This is a genomic window from Alistipes intestinihominis, assembly GCF_040095975.1.
Lineage (GTDB): Bacteria > Bacteroidota > Bacteroidia > Bacteroidales > Rikenellaceae > Alistipes > Alistipes senegalensis.
On record NZ_JBBMFL010000015.1, the window covers coordinates 56,780 to 75,384 of the forward strand.

General features: G+C 60.0%; 15 protein-coding genes and 1 tRNA gene. 10 read left to right on the plus strand and 6 right to left on the minus strand.

All coding sequences use genetic code 11. The features are described 5' to 3' along the window. The first annotated feature begins 185 nt into the window (after positions 1–185). The 5 genes from WMO46_RS12045 to WMO46_RS12065 all read left to right on the plus strand — a co-directional run bounded on the left by WMO46_RS12045 (position 186) and on the right by WMO46_RS12065 (position 4,922). Positions 186–593 carry a hypothetical protein gene (locus WMO46_RS12045; protein ID WP_129651677.1) on the plus strand — a complete coding sequence of 136 codons (408 nt, stop codon included), beginning with the start codon at positions 186–188 and terminating at the stop codon, positions 591–593. Next, complete coding sequence (mutL, locus tag WMO46_RS12050) at positions 594–2,582, plus strand: DNA mismatch repair endonuclease MutL (protein WP_278965403.1); 1,989 nt, start codon at positions 594–596, stop codon at positions 2,580–2,582. Positions 2,583–2,621: 39 nt separating this feature from the next. After that, a complete protein-coding gene (locus WMO46_RS12055; RefSeq protein ID WP_019151133.1) occupies positions 2,622–3,224 on the plus strand; it encodes a rhomboid family intramembrane serine protease in 603 nt (200 codons plus the stop codon). Between the two features lie 3 nt (positions 3,225–3,227). Then, positions 3,228–4,370, plus strand: a complete 1,143-nt coding sequence (locus tag WMO46_RS12060; RefSeq protein WP_278965405.1) for an endonuclease/exonuclease/phosphatase family protein — start codon at positions 3,228–3,230, stop codon at positions 4,368–4,370. Between the two features lie 102 nt (positions 4,371–4,472). Beyond that, entirely contained in the window at positions 4,473–4,922 is a 450-nt protein-coding gene (locus WMO46_RS12065) for a YhcH/YjgK/YiaL family protein (RefSeq protein ID WP_026076608.1), read from the plus strand. 53 nt (positions 4,923–4,975) lie between these two features. Here the strand turns inward: WMO46_RS12065 and WMO46_RS12070 are convergent, their stop codons facing one another. Beyond that, positions 4,976–6,154: a multidrug effflux MFS transporter gene (locus WMO46_RS12070; protein ID WP_278965408.1), complete on the minus strand. Its 1,179-nt coding sequence runs from the start codon at positions 6,152–6,154 to the stop codon at positions 4,976–4,978. A 208-nt stretch (positions 6,155–6,362) separates the two neighbouring features. Here WMO46_RS12070 and WMO46_RS12075 point away from each other — a divergent pair, with 208 nt between their 5' ends. The 3 genes from WMO46_RS12075 (at position 6,363) to WMO46_RS12085 (ending at position 8,441) form a co-directional block, all read left to right on the plus strand. Then, entirely contained in the window at positions 6,363–6,743 is a 381-nt protein-coding gene (locus tag WMO46_RS12075) for a hypothetical protein (protein ID WP_129651680.1), read from the plus strand. 143 nt (positions 6,744–6,886) lie between these two features. Beyond that, complete coding sequence (locus tag WMO46_RS12080) at positions 6,887–7,237, plus strand: hypothetical protein (protein ID WP_019151128.1); 351 nt, start codon at positions 6,887–6,889, stop codon at positions 7,235–7,237. Further along, entirely contained in the window at positions 7,224–8,441 is a 1,218-nt protein-coding gene (locus tag WMO46_RS12085) for a sodium ion-translocating decarboxylase subunit beta (protein WP_019151127.1), read from the plus strand. Before WMO46_RS12080 ends, WMO46_RS12085 begins: the two co-directional genes overlap by 14 nt. A gap of 52 nt (positions 8,442–8,493) precedes the next feature. Here the strand turns inward: WMO46_RS12085 and WMO46_RS12090 are convergent, their stop codons facing one another. From WMO46_RS12090 to WMO46_RS12105, 4 genes are all read right to left on the minus strand, one after another. After that, positions 8,494–9,807 carry a UDP-glucose dehydrogenase family protein gene (locus WMO46_RS12090; protein WP_302589422.1) on the minus strand — a complete coding sequence of 438 codons (1,314 nt, stop codon included), beginning with the start codon at positions 9,805–9,807 and terminating at the stop codon, positions 8,494–8,496. Positions 9,808–9,919: 112 nt separating this feature from the next. Further along, complete coding sequence (locus WMO46_RS12095) at positions 9,920–11,113, minus strand: FprA family A-type flavoprotein (protein WP_349094421.1); 1,194 nt, start codon at positions 11,111–11,113, stop codon at positions 9,920–9,922. Between the two features lie 127 nt (positions 11,114–11,240). Further along, positions 11,241–12,716, minus strand: coding sequence for a SusD/RagB family nutrient-binding outer membrane lipoprotein (locus tag WMO46_RS12100; protein ID WP_195497365.1), 1,476 nt, complete (start codon positions 12,714–12,716; stop codon positions 11,241–11,243). A 13-nt stretch (positions 12,717–12,729) separates the two neighbouring features. After that, positions 12,730–15,837 (minus strand): SusC/RagA family TonB-linked outer membrane protein, encoded by a 3,108-nt coding sequence (locus WMO46_RS12105; RefSeq protein ID WP_278965414.1) that lies wholly within the window; start codon positions 15,835–15,837, stop codon positions 12,730–12,732. A gap of 402 nt (positions 15,838–16,239) precedes the next feature. Here WMO46_RS12105 and WMO46_RS12110 point away from each other — a divergent pair. Both WMO46_RS12110 and dinB read left to right on the plus strand, forming a co-directional pair. After that, positions 16,240–16,312: transfer RNA gene (locus WMO46_RS12110), tRNA-Phe, on the plus strand. 176 nt (positions 16,313–16,488) lie between these two features. Continuing rightward, positions 16,489–17,550, plus strand: coding sequence for a DNA polymerase IV (gene dinB, locus WMO46_RS12115; RefSeq protein WP_278965417.1), 1,062 nt, complete (start codon positions 16,489–16,491; stop codon positions 17,548–17,550). Between the two features lie 5 nt (positions 17,551–17,555). On the opposite strand, the gene WMO46_RS12120 is transcribed toward dinB, so the two are convergent. Further along, positions 17,556–18,563 (minus strand): DUF1848 domain-containing protein, encoded by a 1,008-nt coding sequence (locus WMO46_RS12120; protein ID WP_278965427.1) that lies wholly within the window; start codon positions 18,561–18,563, stop codon positions 17,556–17,558. Positions 18,564–18,605: the final 42 nt, after the last annotated feature.

Genomic DNA, 18,605 nt, shown 5'->3' on the forward strand with positions numbered 1-18,605 from the left:
TGATCCACCCGGCTGAAAGCCGGGCTTTAGGGGCGATGCCTGGATGTTGAGCATTGGATTCAGTTTATTGTCTGCCCTCGCCTGTTGCACGCAGTTGTCGCATCGCGGCCGGATTGTCTCAAAAATGGAAGGATGATCATAAAATCCCGAAGATTTCGTATCTTTACCGAAAAAACAGGACGACCATGTTAGGCTTTACCCCGTTTAAGAAGCACGCGAACAAGTTCAACTATATCCCGCGTTATTATGACCCCGAGAAGGAGGCCCGTGAACAGCGCCGTGCCGAGCTGCGCGGCGAACGGGCCGAGGATGCCGGACGGGAATACAAGCCCGGGCAGTACATCCGCACCCAGCGCGACGCCCGTGCGGCGCGGCGCGCCGACGAGGATAGGGCGGGGCAGGTGCGTATTCTGAAGATGGCGGCGGCAGCCGTGCTGGTGCTGCTGTTCATCTATCTTCTGTACCCGAAGCTGGCCGACGTGTTCCTGCGTGCGGGAAGTCCGGCCGTACCGGTCCGGACCGAGCAGGCCGCCGAGGAGTTCGATCCCTACGCACCTATCACGGTCGTCCCCAACGATTACCAGGAGGAGTAGATGGCAGACAAGATCAGATTACTACCCGAGGTCGTCGCCAACCAGATCGCCGCGGGCGAGGTCGTCAACCGGCCCTCTTCGGTGGTGAAGGAGATGATGGAGAATGCTCTCGACGCAGGCGCGACCTCCGTGAAAGTCAATTTCCGCGACGGCGGCAAGGACCTGATTCAGATCGTGGACGACGGCTGCGGCATGTCGCCCATCGACGCGCGCATGGCTTTCGACCGCCATGCCACGAGCAAGATCGGGGCCGTGGAGGATATTTACGCCCTGCATACGTTCGGATTCCGCGGCGAGGCGCTGGCTTCGATCGCCGCCGTGGCGCAGGTGGAGCTGCGCACGCGGCAGGAGGGCGACGAGGTGGGCACCCAGACCGAGATCAACGGCGGACAGTTCGCGTCGCAGACGCCCGTGATGTGTCCCGTGGGGTCGCAGTTCTTCGTGCGCAACCTCTTTTACAACGTCCCGGCGCGCCGCCGTTTCCTGGACAAGAGCACCACGTCGGCTTCGCATATCAAGGCCGAGTTCCAGCGCATCGCGCTCTGCAACCCGCAGGTCGCCTTCGAACTCTACGCCAACGACGCTCCGGTCTACACGTTGCAGGCGTCGTCGCTGGCGGGCCGTATCGTGGACGTGGTGGGGCGCCATATCAAACAGAATCTGCTGGAGGTCGAGGCCGACACCTCGATCGCCCGCATCGAAGGGTATATCGGCCGTCCGGCGGCCGCCAAGAAGCGCAATTCGGAGCAGTACCTCTTCGTCAACGGCCGCTTTTTCAAAAGCAGCTACCTGACGAGCGCCATCCTGAAAGCCTACGAGAAGCTGATTCCCGAGAACTGCCAGCCGTCGTATTTCCTCTTCCTGACGATCGACCCCGGGCGCATCGACGTGAACGTCCACCCGCAGAAGACCGAGGTGAAGTTCGCCGACGAGGAGGCCGTGTGGCAGATCATCAACGCCGCCGTGCGCGAGACGCTGGCCAAGACGGGCGCCGTGCCGCTGATGGATTTCGACCGCGACGGCGTGGTGGAGATTCCCGTGTTGCAGCGGGGCGCCGTGTACAGCGAGCCGCAGGCGATGTCCAACAGCGACTACAATCCTTTCCGCGAGGAGTATATCGACCCCACGGCGCCCGATCCCAACGAGGATTTTACGGGCTTCGACGTGCCTTACCGCGACGGCGGTGCCGTGTCGGACAACTCTGCCGCGGGATTCCGCACGGGCGGAGGCCGGAGCGCCGCGCCCGCATTTCCGCGGGGAGGCGGGCGCAGCGGCCTGCCTGCGACGGACGACGGGGAGTTCGAGGAGTTCGAGTCGGGAGGCGGTTTCGAGATCGCTTCCGGCGGAGGCTTCGACGACAGCGCGCTGGATTTCATCCCTTCGGAGGCCGCTCCCGAACAGCAGCGTTTCGACATGGCGCAGCGTCCGGAGTTCACCGATCCCATGCCCCTGCCGGGCGGGTATGTCGCCGCCCTGCTCGGCGGCCGCTTCGTGGTGGTGGACGTACGCCGCGCCCGCGAGCGGATTCTTTACGAAGATTACCTGCGCATGCTGGGCAACGGCTCGTCGGTGAGCCAGCAGCTGCTGTTTCCCGAGCGGCTGGTGCTCTCGGGCGACGAATACGCCCTGCTGGAGGAGAACGCCGTGGAGTTCGCTTCGCTGGGCTTCGACATCGACTTCTGCGGCGAAGGGGCCGTGGAGGTGAAGGGCACGCCCGCCGACATGCCCGCCGATGCGGTGGACAAACTGCTGTTCGAGCTGTTGCAGGCTTTTGCGACCCCCGTGTCGCTGGCCGATGTCCGGCGGGAGAAGATCGCCGCCGTGATGGCCCGCTCGGGCTCCAAGGGCGCCGGGCGGATGCTGTCGCGCGAAGAGGCCGCGGCGCTGCTGATGCAGCTGGCCGACACGGGCAGTTTCAGCTTCTCGCCCTCGGGCAAGGCGATTACCGCGGAGATCACCCCCGAAGATTTGCGCGCCAAGCTGGGATAATCCCGCGGAAAGAGTTACATTTGCAAAAATTAAAACGCCATGAACCGTTATTTCCAGACCCCTCCGGTCGTCAAGAACCTGATAATTATCAACGTGCTGGTCTATATGGCCACGGCGCTGCTGCCCGTGGGCGACCGGATCATGGAGTACTGCGCCCTGTCGCTCGGGACGCCGTTCTTCCATACCTATCAGTTCATCACCTACATGTTCCTGCATGCCAATTTCGAGCATATCTTCTTCAACATGTTCGCCCTGTGGATGTTCGGGCGGACGCTCGAATACGAGCTGGGGTCGCAGCGCTTCCTGACCTTCTACATGGTCTGCGGCATCGGTGCGGCGCTGATCCAGTACCTCACGGCGCTGGCCTTCGGGGAACTGCCGCTGATGCTGGTCGGCGCGTCGGGCGCCGTGATGGGTCTGCTGCTGGCTTTCGGCGTGATGCACCCCAATGCGGTCATCATGCTGCTGATACCGCCCATCCCGATGAAGGCCAAGTGGTTCGTCATCATCTACGCCGTCATCGAGCTCTTCCTCGGATGGCGGGGCGTGGGCAACGTGGCCCATTTCGCCCATGTGGGCGGCATGCTGTGGGGCTTCCTGCTGCTCCAATGGTGGAAACGCCGCGGGACGATCCGTTTCTGAGCGATGGCTTCGGAGTATTACAACGATTACGGGGGACGCCCGGCGAAACGCCGCCGCAGTATCGTCATAAGAGTGCTGGACCTGATTCTGACGATAGCGACCGTCGCGGCGGCCGTGACGATGCTGCTTACCTATCTGGTCCCTTACGTCGATCCCGCCCGGGTCTGGTTCTTTCCCGTGCTGGGGCTTGCGGCCCCCGGCATCTACGTCGCCTCGGTGGTGCTGATGCTCTATTGGGTGATCCGCTGGCGCACGGTGCGCGCCCTGGTGATGCTGGCGATCGTCGTGGCGGGGCTTTTCAAGGTTTCGCTCTTCTGGCGGCCCGAAATCCGCCGCAGCTACGCCGAAGAGGCGGTTTATGACCGCGGGTCGTTCCGGGTGATGACCTACAACGTCCGCAGTTTCTACGGCGAGAACGGCGGCAGCAGCGTCGATGACATCCTGCAACTGATCGCCGAACAGGACCCCGACATCATCTGTTTGCAGGAGTTTAACGCCCGTCTGGCGGAGCGTTCGGCGGAGTTCGCGCTGCTCGACGAGAAGTACGAAAGCGCCCATTTCGGACGCACGCAGGCCCCCGACTCGGTCTACGGCTCGACGATGGCCATCCTGAGCAAATACCGCATCCTGCGGACCGGCACGGTGCTGACGCCGTCGTCGTCGGTCTGGGCCGACGTGATGATCGGCGAAGATACGGTGCGGGTGTTCAACAACCACCTTCGTTCGACGGCCATCAACGCCTCGGACAACGAGTTCATCACCAGCCACCGGTTTCTCTCGGACACGGCGCGCGAGACCAAGATCCGCAGCATCGTCACGCGCCTGCGCGAGAACAGCGTGCTGCGGGCCCGGCAGGTGGACAGCATCGCCAAGGTCGCGGGCGCGACGCGCACGCGGAAGATCGTCTGCGGCGATTTCAACGACACGCCGATGTCGTATGTCTACCGCACGATGGCCCGGGGGCTGCGCGATGCTTTCAGCGAGTGCGGTTCGGGCTATTCGCATACGTTCCGGGGATTCTACAACACGCTGCGCATCGACTACGTGCTGAGTTCCGAGGGGTTGGAACCCCTCTCCTACGAGGTGATACCGGTCGAGTATTCGGACCACCATCCCGTCGTCGTGCGGCTGAAAAAATCGTCGTAGAGGGACCCTTTGGTTAAAATAAAAATTCTTGTTAACTTTGTGTGCGGCTGCGGAATCGGTTCCGGGGCCGGAGAACGAAGAACCGGAAAAACAGATAAAAACATGATTTTAGACTCACTGAAAAACTGCGCGTTGTACGAGAACGTCAACCCGCGCATGAAGAAGGCTTTCGCGCTGATCGCTTCGACGGACTGGACGAAGATGGAGCCGGGCATCCACGAGCTCGACGGCAAGGACATCTATGTCAACGTGATGGAGCGCGAGCTCAAACGGAAACCCGATGCCAAACTCGAAGTGCACAACGAGTACATCGACATCCAGGTGCTCGTCACCGGCAAGGAGGAGTCCTTCGGCTGGAGCGAGCGCCGGGAACTGAAACTGCCGCAGGGCGAGTTCGACGCCGCGAAAGACATCCAGTTCTTCGACGACGTGCCGCAGACCTATTATACGCTGCGCCCGGGCCAGTTCACGGTGCTTTTCCCCGAGGACGGCCACGCTCCGATGGTGGGCGAGGGAACGGTGCGCAAGATCATCGTCAAGGTGCGCAAGTAGGCGTGCCGGACGATCGGGTTACGGGCCGGAGCATTGCGCTCCGGCCTTTTTTGTCAGGCGGCGGCGAGCGTCGTGGGCCGCGGGGCGATGCGCAGGCTGAGCCATGAGCAGAGGGCGCAGGCGACGAAGACCGCACCTGTGGAGAGAAGCGTGTCGCCGATGCCGACCAGCGGCGATACGACACCGCCGAACGAGAAGCAGACGGCGCCCAGCAGGGCCGAGGCCGTGCCGGCGTGCTCGCGGGCCGATTCCATAGCCAGCGCCGTGGAGGAGGTGAAGGTAAGTCCCATGGCGAACAGCAGTCCGAAAAGCACTCCTTCGTAGACCCAGAAACCGCATCCGAGGCCGAGTGCCGCGGCTTCGGCGGCGGCGAAGAGGAGCATCCCGGCGCATCCGGTGCGGGTGCTTCGCTCGGGACTGCGGAAGCGGATCGAGAAGGCCGCGGCTCCGCCGATGGCCACGGCGTTGACGGCGAAGCAGATGCTGAATTCGAAGGCCGAGAACCCGTAGTGTCCCTGCACGATGAAGGGCGAGGAGGCGATGTAGGCGAACAGCACGCCCTGTGCGAAGCCCATTTGCAGTACATAGGCCAGGTAGCGGCGGTTGCGGAGCACGGTGCCGAAATTGCGGAGGATGTCGTTCCAGGCCACGGCGCTGCGGCGTTCGGCGGGCAGCGATTCGCGGAGGCGGAAACAGCCTGCGAGCAGGAGGCACCCCAGTCCGAGCAGGATGCAGAAGATGCCCTGCCAGCCGATGGAGTCGGTGAGGGTGCCGCCGATGATGGGTGCGACGACCGGTGCGACGCCGTTGACGGCGCCGATCAGCGCCAGCATCCGGGCCAGGTCGTGGCCTCCGAAACGGTCGGTGGCCACCGACCGCGAAATGACAATGCCTCCCGAACCGGCGATGCCTTGCAGGAAGCGTGCGGCGATGAACTGGCGGATGTCCGAGGCGAAGATGCAGAGCAGCGTGGAGCCGATGAAGAGCCACATGGCCGTCAGCAGCGGCGTGCGGCGTCCGTACTTGTCGCTCAGGGGGCCGAAGAGCAGCTGCCCGGCGGCCAGACCGATCATGCTGGTCGTCAGTCCCATCTGCACCATCGACGAAGAGGTGCGGAAGAAATCCGTCATGGCGGGCAGCGTCGGCAGGTACATGTCCGTCACGAAGGGACCGAACGCCGTCAGCAGGCCCAGCAGGACGAGCAGGAAAAGTTTGCTGTTATCGTTGTTCATAATGTACTGTTTGACCGTTGCAAAATTACTTCGAATTTTCGCCCTGCAAATCGCCTTTTGGGGCAGGGTGTGGTTCAATTTCGGAATATGCCTGTCTGAAGAATCCCCGCTTCCGGCTTCCGAAAACCGGGGATGAAAAGATTCCTGCCGCAGACTTGTTTGTTTCTCGGATTTGTATTAAATTTGAGCGACGCAATTTCTACGAGATATGAAAACGCCGGTGTTCATCCTGTTGTTTCTGCTGCTCTCCTCGCTGTCGCCGGCGAAGGACGCGGGTGCGGAAGCGCGTATGCCGGCCGATGTCGGCAGGGTCGCGGAGTGTTACTCCGTGGCGTCCCTCTATGCCGATTGTTTCGCCACGGAGACCGTTCAGCCGGCTGTCCCGTCGCCCGTGCGCGCCCTGCGCAAGCATTTGGAGAATCACCGCCGGACGACCGTCGATGTCCGGAACTCCTGTTTCGGACGCCATTTCTCGCTCGTGCGGAGTTGCTGTACGCAATATGTCGTTTCCCTGCTGTCGCAGAGCGAACTGACGGCCCTGCCGTCCCACCGGACCGACTATCTCCGGTTCGGCATACTGGTCATTTAGCCTTTCATCCCTTCATCCGATCCCGTACCGTGCACCCCGCAGGGGATGCTGTACGGGTGAATTCCGTGTGCGAACCGCTCCCGAATGCCGTGCGGCCCGGGGCGTGGCGTCGCGCGCACAACAAATCTTAAAAAAATAAAGCGATGAACCTGATGTATATAATTCGGGAGACTGCGCTGATGATGGGCTTCACGTTTGTCGTGGGGATCGCATTCGCGTATGTGCTCAAAGGGATGACTTTCTTCTTCTCCCGCTTCGGCGGGTGCGGCCTTTCCGACTGGATGGGCCGGAGCCGGGTATGGGCCCGGGCCTACCGCATGAACCTGATACGTACCTACCGCAGTATCTGGTCGTTGGACTGTGAGGACGACGGCTCTCCGGAAGGGGCGGCGCAGAACGGACTGGCCGAATACCATTTCGGAAATCCCCGGGACGGGGAGAAACAGGATGCGGAAATGAAACGTTTATACGAATTGCACCATGGAAAAATTTGATCTGGGCAGTATTTTCCAGGGCATTTCGACCCTGTTGCAGTCCGATCCGGCGATCATGTATTCGCGCATCGGGCTGATCCTGCTGGGCATCCTGCTGGTTTACCTGGGACGCAAGGGGATTCTGGAACCGCTGGTGATGATCCCGATGGGACTGGGCATGGCGGCCGTGAACGCCGGTGTGCTGATCTTTCCCGGAGGTGCCCACGGCAATCTGTTCCTCGACCCGATGGTGACCGACACCGACCAGCTGATGAACATTCTGCAAATCGACTTCCTGCAACCCGTCTATACCTTCACTTTCAGCAACGGCCTGATCGCCTGCCTGATCTTCATGGGTATCGGAACGATGCTCGACATCAATTTCCTGCTGGCCAAACCCCTGCAAAGCATGTTCCTCGCGCTGTGCGCCGAACTGGGGACCTTCGCCGTGCTGCCGATCGCCTATTCGATGGGCCTGAGTCCCAGCGACAGCGCCTCGATCGCTATGGTGGGCGGTGCGGACGGACCGATGGTGCTCTTCACCTCGCTCAACCTCTCGAAGGAGATCTTCGTGCCGATCACCGTCGTGGCCTATCTCTACCTGGGGCTGACCTACGGCGGGTATCCCTATCTGGTGCGGGCGATGGTGCCCAGACGCCTGCGGGCCATCAAGATGAAGCCTGCCGGGAAACCGGCGAAGCAGTACAGCCCCGCGGCCAAGATCGCATTCGCCGTGGTGATGTGCGTGATCCTCTGCCTGCTCTTCCCGGTGGCCGCGCCGCTGTTCTTCTCGCTCTTTATCGGCGTGGTCATCAAGGAATCGGGACTGAAACACGTCAACGATTTCATCAGCGGGCCGATGCTCTACGGCTCGACGTTCTTCCTGGGCATCCTGCTGGGCGTGCTGTGCGACGCCCACACGCTGCTCGATCCCACGGTGCTCAAACTCCTCGTGCTGGGAATCCTCGCCCTGCTGATCTCGGGCATCGGCGGCATACTGGGCGGCTACGTCATGTATTTCATCAAGCGGGGCAATTTCAACCCCGTGATCGGCATCGCCGCCGTGAGCTGCGTGCCGACGACGGCCAAAGTCGCCCAGAAGATCGTGTCGCACGACAATCCTTCGTCGATGGTGCTGCCCGACGCTTTGGGAGCCAATGTCACGGGAGTCATCACGTCGGCCATCATCGCCGCGATCTACGTGACGGTGATTCCGATGTTGTAAATATCCGGTCCTGCAAGGAAACGGCCCGCTTTTCGCGGGCCGTTTTCGTCGGTCATTTCCCGATTCCGAAGTAGCGGAACCCGGCGGCCGCGACCTCCGGCTTGTCGAAGATGTTGCGGCCGTCGATGATCGCGTCGCCGCGCATCGCCGCGTGCAGCTGGGGCCAGTCGGGCATGCGGAACTCCTTCCATTCGGTGATGAGGGCCACGGCGTCGGCGCCCTCGGCCGCCTCGTACATCGTCCGGGCGTAACGGATCGGACGCCCGGCCATCCGCCGCTGCGATTCGGGCATGGCCACCGGATCGTAGGCGCAGACCTCGGCGCCGGCTTTCAGCAGAAGGTCGATCACCACCGTCGCCGGGGCTTCGCGCATGTCGTCGGTTTCGGGTTTGAACGCCAGCCCCCAGATCGTGACGAGCTTGCCCCGCAGGTCGCCCAGCGCGGCCTGCAATTTCTCGAAGACCACGCTTTTCTGCCGTTCGTTGACCCGTTCGACCGCCTCGATGATCTGCATCGTGCAGCCGTTCTCGCGGCCCGTGCGGGCCAGCGCTTTCACGTCTTTCGGGAAACACGACCCGCCGTAGCCGCAGCCGGGGTAGAGGAACTTGTTGCCGATGCGGGCGTCGGAGCCGATGCCCTTGCGCACCATCTCCACGTCGGCGCCCACGCGGTCGCAGAGGTTGGCGATCTCGTTCATAAACGAAATGCGCGTGGCCAGCATGGCGTTGGCGGCGTATTTGGTCATCTCGGCCGAGGGGATGTCCATGAACAGCACCCGGAAATTGTTGATCAGGAACGGCCGGTAGAGTCTGGCCATCAGCTCGCGGGCCCGCTCGCTCTCGACGCCCACGACCACGCGGTCGGGCGACATGAAATCCTTGATAGCGGCCCCCTCTTTGAGGAATTCGGGGTTCGAGGCGACGTCGAACGGCACTTGGCAGCCCCGCCGGGCGAGCTCCTCCTCGATCACGGCCTTCACTTTCCGGGCCGTGCCCACGGGCACGGTGCTCTTGGTCACCAGCACGGTGTATTTCCGGATGTGGCGCCCGAAGGTGCGGGCTACCTCCAGGACGTATCTCAGATCGGCCGAGCCGTCCTCGTCGGGCGGGGTGCCGACGGCCGAGAAGACCACTTCGACGTGGTCGAGGCATTCGGTGAGGTCGGTGGTGAAGTGGAGGCGTCCCGCACGGACGTTGCGCTGCACGAGCGCATCGAGCCCCGGTTCGTAGATGGGGATGGCGCCGGCGTTCAGCGCGTCGATTTTCTCCCGGTCTATGTCCACGCAGGTGATGTCGAGCCCCATTTCGGCGAAGCAGGCCCCCGATACCAGGCCGACATAGCCCGTACCCACGATTGCGATTTTCATCATAGTCTGTCGCGGTTTCTTGAATTCGCAACCGTAAAGATAGCGGTTTTTTCCGAAATTCCTTGTCCCTGAAAAGAAAAGGGGCGGCCCGCCGGACCGCCCCTTTTTCGCGTTATTCGCTTCGCCGGCGTTCGGCGATGCGGCCTGCCAGTGTCCGGCAGAGGCCGCACACGTCGGACGAAAAGCCCTGCTTCATCTCCACGGGATCGCACAGGGGTTCCCACTTCATCTTCTGAGCGAACTCTCCCAGCAGGCGCACCGAGGCTCCGGCCCAGCAGAACGATCCGAACCAGCCGAATTTGCGCTGCGGGATGCAGCGGGCGGCGAGCCGGTCGAGCAGTTCGGCGACGGGCGGGAAGAGGTTGCCGTTGTAGGTCGGGCCGCCGACGATCAGCGTGTCGTAACGGAAGACATCGCGCAGGACCACCGAAGGATCGGCGTACGAAAGGTTGTAGACCCGGATGGGGCCGACACCTTCGGCCGCCAGCTCGCGGGCGATGCGCTCGGCCATCTGCTCCGTGTTGCCGTACATCGAGGCGTAGGCCACGACCACGCCCGGCTCGCCCTCGTAGCGGCTCAGACGGTCGTAAATATCCATCACCCGGGGAATCTCCCGCTGCCACACGGGGCCGTGCGTCGAGCAGATCGTCTCGACGGGGAGCGTGCGGACCTTTTGCAGGGCCTTCTGCACCGGGCCGCCGTATTTGCCCACGATGCAGGCGTAGTAGCGGCGCATCTCGTCCCAGTAGCGGTCGGTATCGACCTGCGAGTCGGTGATGCCGCCGTCGAGGGCTCCGAACGTGCCGAAAGCGTCGCCCGAAAAGAGCGTCTTCTCGCCGGCGCACCACGTCACCATCGTCTCGGGCCAGTGCACCATCGGGATCAGGTGGAACGAAAGCACCTTGCCGCCGCCCAGGTCGAGCGTGTCGCCCTCCTTGACCTCGACCGTGCCTCCGGCGATGCCGTAGAACCCGCCGATCATTTGGAGCGTCTTGGCGTTGCCGACGATTTCGAGGTCGGGGTAGAGGCGGCGCAGCGCCGTGATCGACGACGAATGGTCGGGCTCCATGTGGTTGACGACCAGATAGTCGATCTTCCGGTCGCCGATCGTTTCGCGGATATTGGCTTCGAAGCGGCTGCCGAAAGCCTCCTCGACGGTGTCGATCAGCGCGATCTTTTCGCCCACGACCAGATAGGCGTTGTACGACACGCCGATCGGAAGCGACCAGAGGGCTTCGAAGCGCGTGGTGGTGCGGTCGTTGACCCCGACGTAGTGGATGCCGGGACGTATTTCGGTAATTGCCATAATTGTTTTTTATTTGTCTGGCGGCAAAATTACGAAAAAAATCGCCATCTGCGAAATATCTTGCCGCTATCCGAAAAAGAGGCCGCTCCCGGTTCGGGAACGGCCTCCGTGCGGATTGCGGCCGGCGTTATTTCTGGAACCACATCTTGGTCCAGATGCCGTCCACCTGCGGAACGTTGTCATTGACGAGCGATTCGCGCGAGGGATAGGGCCAGCGGCTGATCAGATCGGTATACAGCGTTCGGATCATCTCCGGGACTTCGAGTTTCGGATAGTCCGTGCGGCGCTGTTCGGACCATGCTTCGAGCGGGCGCATCATCATCTCGATACGCTGCTGTGCGGCAATGGCTTCGATCGCTTTTTCGTCGCCGCCCAGCGTCGAGAGGGCGGGAACTCCGTCGGCGAAGGTCTTGGCATCGGCCGCAGCGACTCCGACGTTGGTGCAGGATGCTTCCAGACCCTTCTTGAAATATTCGTCGGCTTTGGTGAGGTCTTTGGTGACGCCCAGGCCGCGGACATAGGCCTCGGCTACATAGAACATCACTTCCGGATAGGAACAGATCACGTCGGGGTAGTCCGACTTGAACAGGTTGTCGAGGTTGAAACGCGCTTCGGTGATCTCCGAAGGATCTTCGGCCTCCATGGCGGACCCTTCATGCGTGGATGCAATACCCACGTACAAACCTTCCTTGTTGGGATAGAAATAGATGGGACGGCGCGGGTCGTTGGTCGCATTCATCGGATCGACGATTTCCGGCGTGCCGAAATACATCCAGCCGAGGAGACCCGGGTTCTGATTGTCGAATTCGGCGTTGGGATTCCGGTTGCCCGGGCTGTCGTAGAACGGGAATTTGCAGTCGTCGGCCGATGAAGAGAGCAGATCGCCTTCTTCGATCAGCGCCTTGATCTCGGCACCTACATCCTCCTTGTTGGAGAGGTACATGTAGATCTTCAACTTGATGGATTTGGCCAGTTTGCGCCATTTGGTCATGTCGCCTCCGTAGTAGAGGTCGTATTTGGAGATCGTGTTCGGATCGGACTCGTCGATTTGGTCGAGAGCCTCGTCCAGCAGCTCTTCCAAAGCGTAGAGCACCTCTTTCTGGGTGTCGAATTTCGGCTCCTTGATTTCGTCGATGTGCCATGCCTCACTGTACGGGATGTCGCCGAAGAGCATGGTCGTCTCCCAAAAAACGTTGGCCGTCAGTATTTTGCATTGGGCTTCGGCGTTGACGTGTCCCTTTTCCTGAGCGAATCCGATCGCACGCTGAAGGTTGTAACCCGTGCTCGAATAGGTGCCTACCCAGGCATTGCCCGACGAATACTCGGCGTCGATGCCGTAGGGTTCGCCGCCGAAGATGTAATTGAACCACTGGGTCTGTTCGGAAGCGGTCTGCGCAGCGTACATCAGTGTAAGGAATTGGTCGGCGCCGCAGCGTTTCATACTGTAATTCAGGGCCGCATTGGTGAACAGGTATCCGGGATCGACCTCCGTGGCGGCATATTCATTCGTGTTGATGTCCAGCCAATCGCCGCAGGATTGCAATCCGGAAGCAGTGCCGCCGATCGTCAGGGCGATTAGAAATTTATATGCTAATTTTTTCATACGGTGCTGCGTTTTAGAATGTTAACTTGATATTGAAACCGTAGCTGCGCGTCGAGGGAATACCGGCGTACTCGATACCCGAACCCACTGACGAGGGACCGAAGATGCTGGCCTCGGGGTCGATGTGCGGGACGTTCGATTTGATGAGCCACAGGTTGCGGGCTTCGAAACCTACCGAAAGCGAACCGATGAAGCAATGCTCGAACCACTTTTTCGGCATCTGGTAGGCCAGTACGATCTCACGCAGTTTGATGAACGTAGCATCGAAAACGTTCGCTTCGGTGATAGACTTGTCGTAGTTGGTATTCCAGAACTGATACGGAGTGATAGCTTTGGTGTTCTTCTCGCCGGTGTTCTGGCCGTCTTTGTAGACGAATCCCTTATCGACGATTTCGGCGCGGTCGTTGCCCAGCGTCTCTTCAGCCAGACCGCTCGTGCGCAGCTGCTGTACCGTTCCCGAGTACATGACGCCTCCGTAACGGATGTCGAGCAGGAAGCTCAGCGAAAGACCTTTGTACGAGAAAGTGTTGCCGATACCCATCGTCCAGTCGGGAGAGACTTTGCCGAGATTCTTCGTGTCGGAACTCTTGATGCGCGTACCGTTCTCGCTGATGGCGAAATTGCCGTTTTCGTCGCGCAGCCAATAGGAGCCGTAGAGGCTGAACGATTCGCCTTCGACCGCTTTGATCTGGGTGCCTTCGTAACCCGAGGCCAGCGTGTAGGCTTTGACCGAGGGGTCGAGCTCCTTCACGAGTTGTTTGTTCGAAGCGAAGTTCACGTCGATGTCCCAGCGGAAGTTCCTGGTCTGCACGGGAGTCGCGCCCAACAGAATTTCGACGCCCTCGTTGGTGATGACACCGGCGTTCTTGCGCATGTAGAAGAATCCCGTGGAGTTGGCTACGTCCAGGCGGACGATGTTCTTGGTCGTCTTCTGATAATAATAGGTGGCGTCGAGACGCAGACGGCCGTTGAAGAACCGCAGGTCGGCGCCGACTTCGAACGAAGACTGGTTCTGCGGTTCGAGATTCGGGTCGGGATAGGTCGGCGTCGCTTCATAGCCCAGCAGCCCGCCGAACGGGAAATAGTTGGTGCATCCGAATTGTCCGAACACTTCCGAAACGGGGTAGTAGAGGAAATCGAGCTGATAGGGTGCCGTATCGCTGCCGACATTGGCATAGCTGACGCGGAACTTACCGAAGCTCAGTACGTCGTTTTTCGGAATCAGCTCCGAGAAGACGAATCCGGCGCTGACCGAAGGATAAAAATAGGAGCGGTGCGACTTGGGCATGGTCGAGGACCAGTCGTTACGTCCCGTGACGCTCAGGTAGACGATGTCCTTGTAGCTGAGGTCCACCTCGCCGTAGAGACCGATCAGGCGCGATTTCACCATGTCGTTCGTCGAGACGACGCTCTCGGCATTGGCATAGGTGTAGACATCCGCCACGAGCAGGTCTTTGGCCGAGACTTCCAGGTATTTGGTCATGTTCTGGTTGATGTTGTGGCCCAGCATCACTTTCAGCCCCCAGTCCTCGTTGAACTTGGCGTCGTAGGAGATCATTAGGTCGTTGTTGATCTGACGGTTGGTGATGTCGTTGGTGTTGAACTGGCCCTTCGGACGTCCGATCGTGCCGCTGGCCCAGATCTGACGGCGCTCCTCGTGGAAGTAGTCGGTTCCCAGGTTGTTGGTGATCGTCAGTCCCTCGATGGGCTTGTAGGTGACGGTCGCTGTGCCGTAGAGACGGTCTACTGTGTTGGTGAAGAGGTTTTTATTGACTGTCCAGTAGAAATTGCCGCTGGTGCTTTTCTCGGTGATCTTGCCCTGCGTGCCGTCTTCGTTCATCCAGTTGTCCTTCAGCCAGTTCAGATCCCAGTTGCGGGCGATACCGTTGATCTGCGGAACCAATACGTTGATCTCGTTCGATCCCTGGGCGGGCCGGCCGGCCGAGGAGGTGTGCGCGTAGTTGAACGAAACGCGTGCTTCGAGTTTGTCGTTGAATTTGCGGCCGCCGTTGAACGCTACGTTATATTTGTCGTAGTCGTTCTTGGGGATGATACCTTTCTGGTTGTGCGCCGTGAAGCCCAGACGGAAATCGTTTTTCTCGTCGCCGCCGGCTACCGAGATGTTATTAATATAGGTATGTCCCGTATTATAGAAGTCCTTGACATTGTTTTTGTAGGCTTTCAGCTGGACTTCGTCGCCCAGGAAATTCTGGACGGTCTGTCCTTCGATCTTGGGGCCCCAGCCGTTCTGCGAATAGGGATTGTAGGTGCCATCGGAAGAGTTGCCGCCTGCATAGCTGTTCTGGAAATCGGGAGCTTTCAGGATGTTCTCGAAACGCAGCGTCGAGTTGATCGTTACGCTGGTTTTCTGCATCCGCGAACCTTTCTTGGTCGTGATGATGATAGCGCCGTCCTTGGCGCGGGCGCCGTAAAGGGCCGTTGCGGCGGCGCCTTTCAGGACGTTGATCGACTCGATGTCGTCGCCCGAAATGTCGCCCATGCGGTTGCCCACATCGACCGAACCGTTGATGCCGGTCGGGTTGTAACTTTGGTTGCTGACGGGCATACCGTCGATGACGAAGAGCGGCGAACCGGCCGAGCCGAGCGACGACTGGCCGCGGATGATGATGCGCGAACCGCCGCCTGCGGTTCCCGAAGCTGCGGAGATGTTCACGCCGGCGACTTTACCGGCCAGCGCGTTGAGGACGTTGCCTTCGCGGGCCTTGTCGATTTCGTCCGCCTTGACGGTGGATACCGAGTAGCCGAGCGATTTTTCGGAACGGGTGATACCCATGGCCGTCACCACGACCTCGTCCACACCGATCGCATCCTCTTTCATCTGGACGTTGATGACGCTCTTGCCGCTGACGGGAACGGTCTGGTTCTCCATGCCGATGAACGAGAAGACCAGTTTGGCGTCTTTGCCGGCCGATATGCTGTATGCACCGGCTGCATTTGTCGTGGTGCCGACGGAGGTGCCTTCGACAACCACTGTCACGCCGGCGATCGGTTTACCGTCGGAACCGGTAACCGTGCCGGAAATTTGCTTGCTTTGGGCCTGGGAAAGCAAAATTCCCCCCCCCAGCAATGCAATTAACGTCAGTAGAATTTTTCTTACCATAAGCGTTAATCAATTAATTGTAAAATAAAAAGTTCACAACAAAGGTAAGAAATCGCTAACTCCTTTACAAATAATTTATTAAAATAATTTACAAATGTAACATATCGTGTCGAAATGAGCTTTCGGGAGTTACGATTCGGCCGGTTGATGGATTGCGGTATTACAATTTGTAACCGACTTTTCAGATAATTTTTTGGTCGAATCGGCCGGATTCAATCGTCGCTTGAATGGTTTTGAAAAAGATGGAGAAGGGACCGATAGCGGGTGTGAAATGGCTTTAATCGCGGTTGTATGATTATGCGAGGGCAGAAAAGTTGTAAATTTTCGGGGAAACTTTTGCAAGTTTGAGAAATTTGCTTACCTTTGCACCACGATAATACGAAATGCTTCGTTTATCGGGATGGTGCCATAGCTCAGTTGGTAGAGCAAAGGACTGAAAATCCTTGTGTCCCCGGTTCGATTCCTGGTGGTACCACGAAAATGCGAATTGCCGCGAATCCCTGAATCCGAAAGGTTCAGGGATTTTTTCGTACATATTTCTTTTCTTGCCGACGGGAATCGGAAGCTGCCGATGGGCAGGACTCGCCGACTGGCAGGAACGAGTAGCCGGACTTCCGTCTTGGACTGCATTATTTTTGTATTTTTGCAAGTGTGCAGAACAAGATCATACACGTCGATATGGATGCTTTCTACGCCTCCATCGAGCAGCGTGACCGTCCCGAACTCCGGGGGCGTCCGATCGCCGTGGGCTACGACGGACCGCGGGGTGTCGTGGCGACGGCCAGTTACGAGGCCCGGCCGTTCGGAGTACGTTCGGCGATCTCCTCGGTGCTGGCCAGGCGCCTCTGTCCCGACCTGATCTTCGTGCCGGCGCGCTTCGATGTCTACAAGGCCGTTTCGCAGCAGATCCGCGACATCTTCCACGACTATACCGAACTCGTCGAACCGCTCTCGCTGGACGAAGCGTTTCTCGACGTTTCGCACCTCCGCTCGGCGACGCTCGCGGCCCGGGAGATCAAGGACCGCATCCGCACCGAAACCGGGCTTACGGCTTCGGCGGGCATCTCTGTCAACAAGATGCTGGCGAAGATCGCTTCGGATTACCGCAAGCCCGACGGATTGTTCGTGATCCCGCCCGACAAAATCGACACCTTCGTCGCGGAGCTTCCCGTCGAGCGCTTTTTCGGCATCGGGGAGGTCACGGCCGAGAAGATGCACGCGTTGGGCATCCGCACCGGCGCCGATCTGCGGCAGTGGGAGGAGTTGGAATTGGTCAGGCATTTCGGGAAGGCCGGACGCAGTTATTACGGTTACGCCCGCGGAATCGACCCGCGCCCGGTGGTTCCGAACCGCATCCGCAAATCTCTCGGTGCCGAAACGACCTTCGGGACCGACACCGCCGACCGCGAGGTGCTGCTCGGCGAGTTGGAACAGGTTTGCGAGGAGGTGTGGCAGCGGCTTTCGCGCCACCGGTTCCGGGGGCGGACCGTGGTGCTGAAGATCAAGTTCGACGATTTCCGCCAGATCACCCGTTCGAGGACGCTTCCCGCCACGGTCGATTCGCGCGACGGACTGCGCCTCGTCGCCCGTGAGCTGCTGGCGGGGGTCGATTTCGGCGGCCACCGGATACGCCTGATCGGGGTCACGGTGGGCAATGCCCCGGATTTCGGCGAGGGATGCGTGCAGTTGCGGTTCGACTTCGGGGAGGAGTGACGGGGTTATTTTCCGGTGATTGTTTCGGCGGAGGGACGGGCCCGGTGCAGACGGTAATTTTCGGATGCCTTTTCGCCGGAACGGTTGGCGTAGCAGTAGGCGCACCCGTGCGGGCAGGTGTCGTATTCGCCGATGTCCTTGCTGGCGACACAGCCGCAGAAGGGCCGTTGCCCTTTGTCTTTCAGGTTTTTCCGGACGGCTGTTCCCGCTCCGGGCAATCCCTCGCGGCTTACGCCCAGAAAGTCCGTCAGGAGCGGATCGTCGGAGAATTTGCGGACGATCAGTTCGTCGTCGATACATTTGTTGCGCCGGACGCCGAACTGCGACAGGTCGATTCGTTCGCCGCATGTGGCCAACGTGTAATTCCACTTTTCGTTCAGTTCCGCCAGTCCGGCTGCCATGCCGAGCATTTGCCGTTCGTCGAACTCACGGCAGGGGAGGGCGTTCCGCCGCAGTCGGCTCTCCACATTGCGGTAGGCGCGGATGTCCGCGAAGCTGAAAACCAGTTTCTCGGTATGCCCGCGGAGCCTGTCGCCGATCCGTTCCGCTTTGCGCAACAGCTCCTCCACGCCGGTTCGCTCGGTCAGGACCAGGGGGTCGAACCGCCAGATGACCAGCTCTTTGCCCAACAGTTCAGAGAACCGGAGGAAAGTTTCGATCCGTTCGTCGAGCGGCGGTACGCCACGTTCGAGACCTTCGGCTTCGTAGTCGTTGAGCGTGTAGTGGAGGTAGCAGCGGATGCCCTTTTCGCGCAGTTTTCCCAGATGCGGAAGCAACGGACGGGGATTCTTCGACCAGAAAACGATCAGTCGTGTCCGGGCGTAGGAGATATATGATTTCACACCGTTGAAAGGGTTCGTCCAGACTGAATACCCCTTTTCCAGCCGGTCGAAAAACCAGTCGGCATAGAATGCCGGAATGTCCGTGGCACGGCTCGCCGAGATGATCACGGGCGCCTGTGCCCGCACCGTTTCGCCCGCTTCCGTTGTTATGTCGATCGTTTCCCAGACCATGACCGATGTTTTCTGCAAAGATACGATTCGGTTTTGGAACAG

Excerpts from the sequence above, each read along its gene's own strand:
- WMO46_RS12045 (WP_129651677.1), top strand. The coding sequence starts at position 186 with ATGTTAGGCTTTACCCCGTTTAAGAAGCACGCGAACAAGTTCAACTAT.
- mutL (WP_278965403.1), top strand. The coding sequence starts at position 594 with ATGGCAGACAAGATCAGATTACTACCCGAGGTCGTCGCCAACCAGATC.
- WMO46_RS12055 (WP_019151133.1), top strand. The coding sequence starts at position 2,622 with ATGAACCGTTATTTCCAGACCCCTCCGGTCGTCAAGAACCTGATAATT.
- WMO46_RS12060 (WP_278965405.1), top strand. The coding sequence starts at position 3,228 with ATGGCTTCGGAGTATTACAACGATTACGGGGGACGCCCGGCGAAACGC.
- WMO46_RS12065 (WP_026076608.1), top strand. The coding sequence starts at position 4,473 with ATGATTTTAGACTCACTGAAAAACTGCGCGTTGTACGAGAACGTCAAC.
- WMO46_RS12070 (WP_278965408.1), bottom strand. The coding sequence starts at position 6,154 with ATGAACAACGATAACAGCAAACTTTTCCTGCTCGTCCTGCTGGGCCTG.
- WMO46_RS12075 (WP_129651680.1), top strand. The coding sequence starts at position 6,363 with ATGAAAACGCCGGTGTTCATCCTGTTGTTTCTGCTGCTCTCCTCGCTG.
- WMO46_RS12080 (WP_019151128.1), top strand. The coding sequence starts at position 6,887 with ATGAACCTGATGTATATAATTCGGGAGACTGCGCTGATGATGGGCTTC.
- WMO46_RS12085 (WP_019151127.1), top strand. The coding sequence starts at position 7,224 with ATGGAAAAATTTGATCTGGGCAGTATTTTCCAGGGCATTTCGACCCTG.
- WMO46_RS12090 (WP_302589422.1), bottom strand. The coding sequence starts at position 9,807 with ATGAAAATCGCAATCGTGGGTACGGGCTATGTCGGCCTGGTATCGGGG.
- WMO46_RS12095 (WP_349094421.1), bottom strand. The coding sequence starts at position 11,113 with ATGGCAATTACCGAAATACGTCCCGGCATCCACTACGTCGGGGTCAAC.
- WMO46_RS12100 (WP_195497365.1), bottom strand. The coding sequence starts at position 12,716 with ATGAAAAAATTAGCATATAAATTTCTAATCGCCCTGACGATCGGCGGC.
- WMO46_RS12105 (WP_278965414.1), bottom strand. The coding sequence starts at position 15,837 with ATGGTAAGAAAAATTCTACTGACGTTAATTGCATTGCTGGGGGGGGGA.
- WMO46_RS12120 (WP_278965427.1), bottom strand. The coding sequence starts at position 18,563 with ATGGTCTGGGAAACGATCGACATAACAACGGAAGCGGGCGAAACGGTG.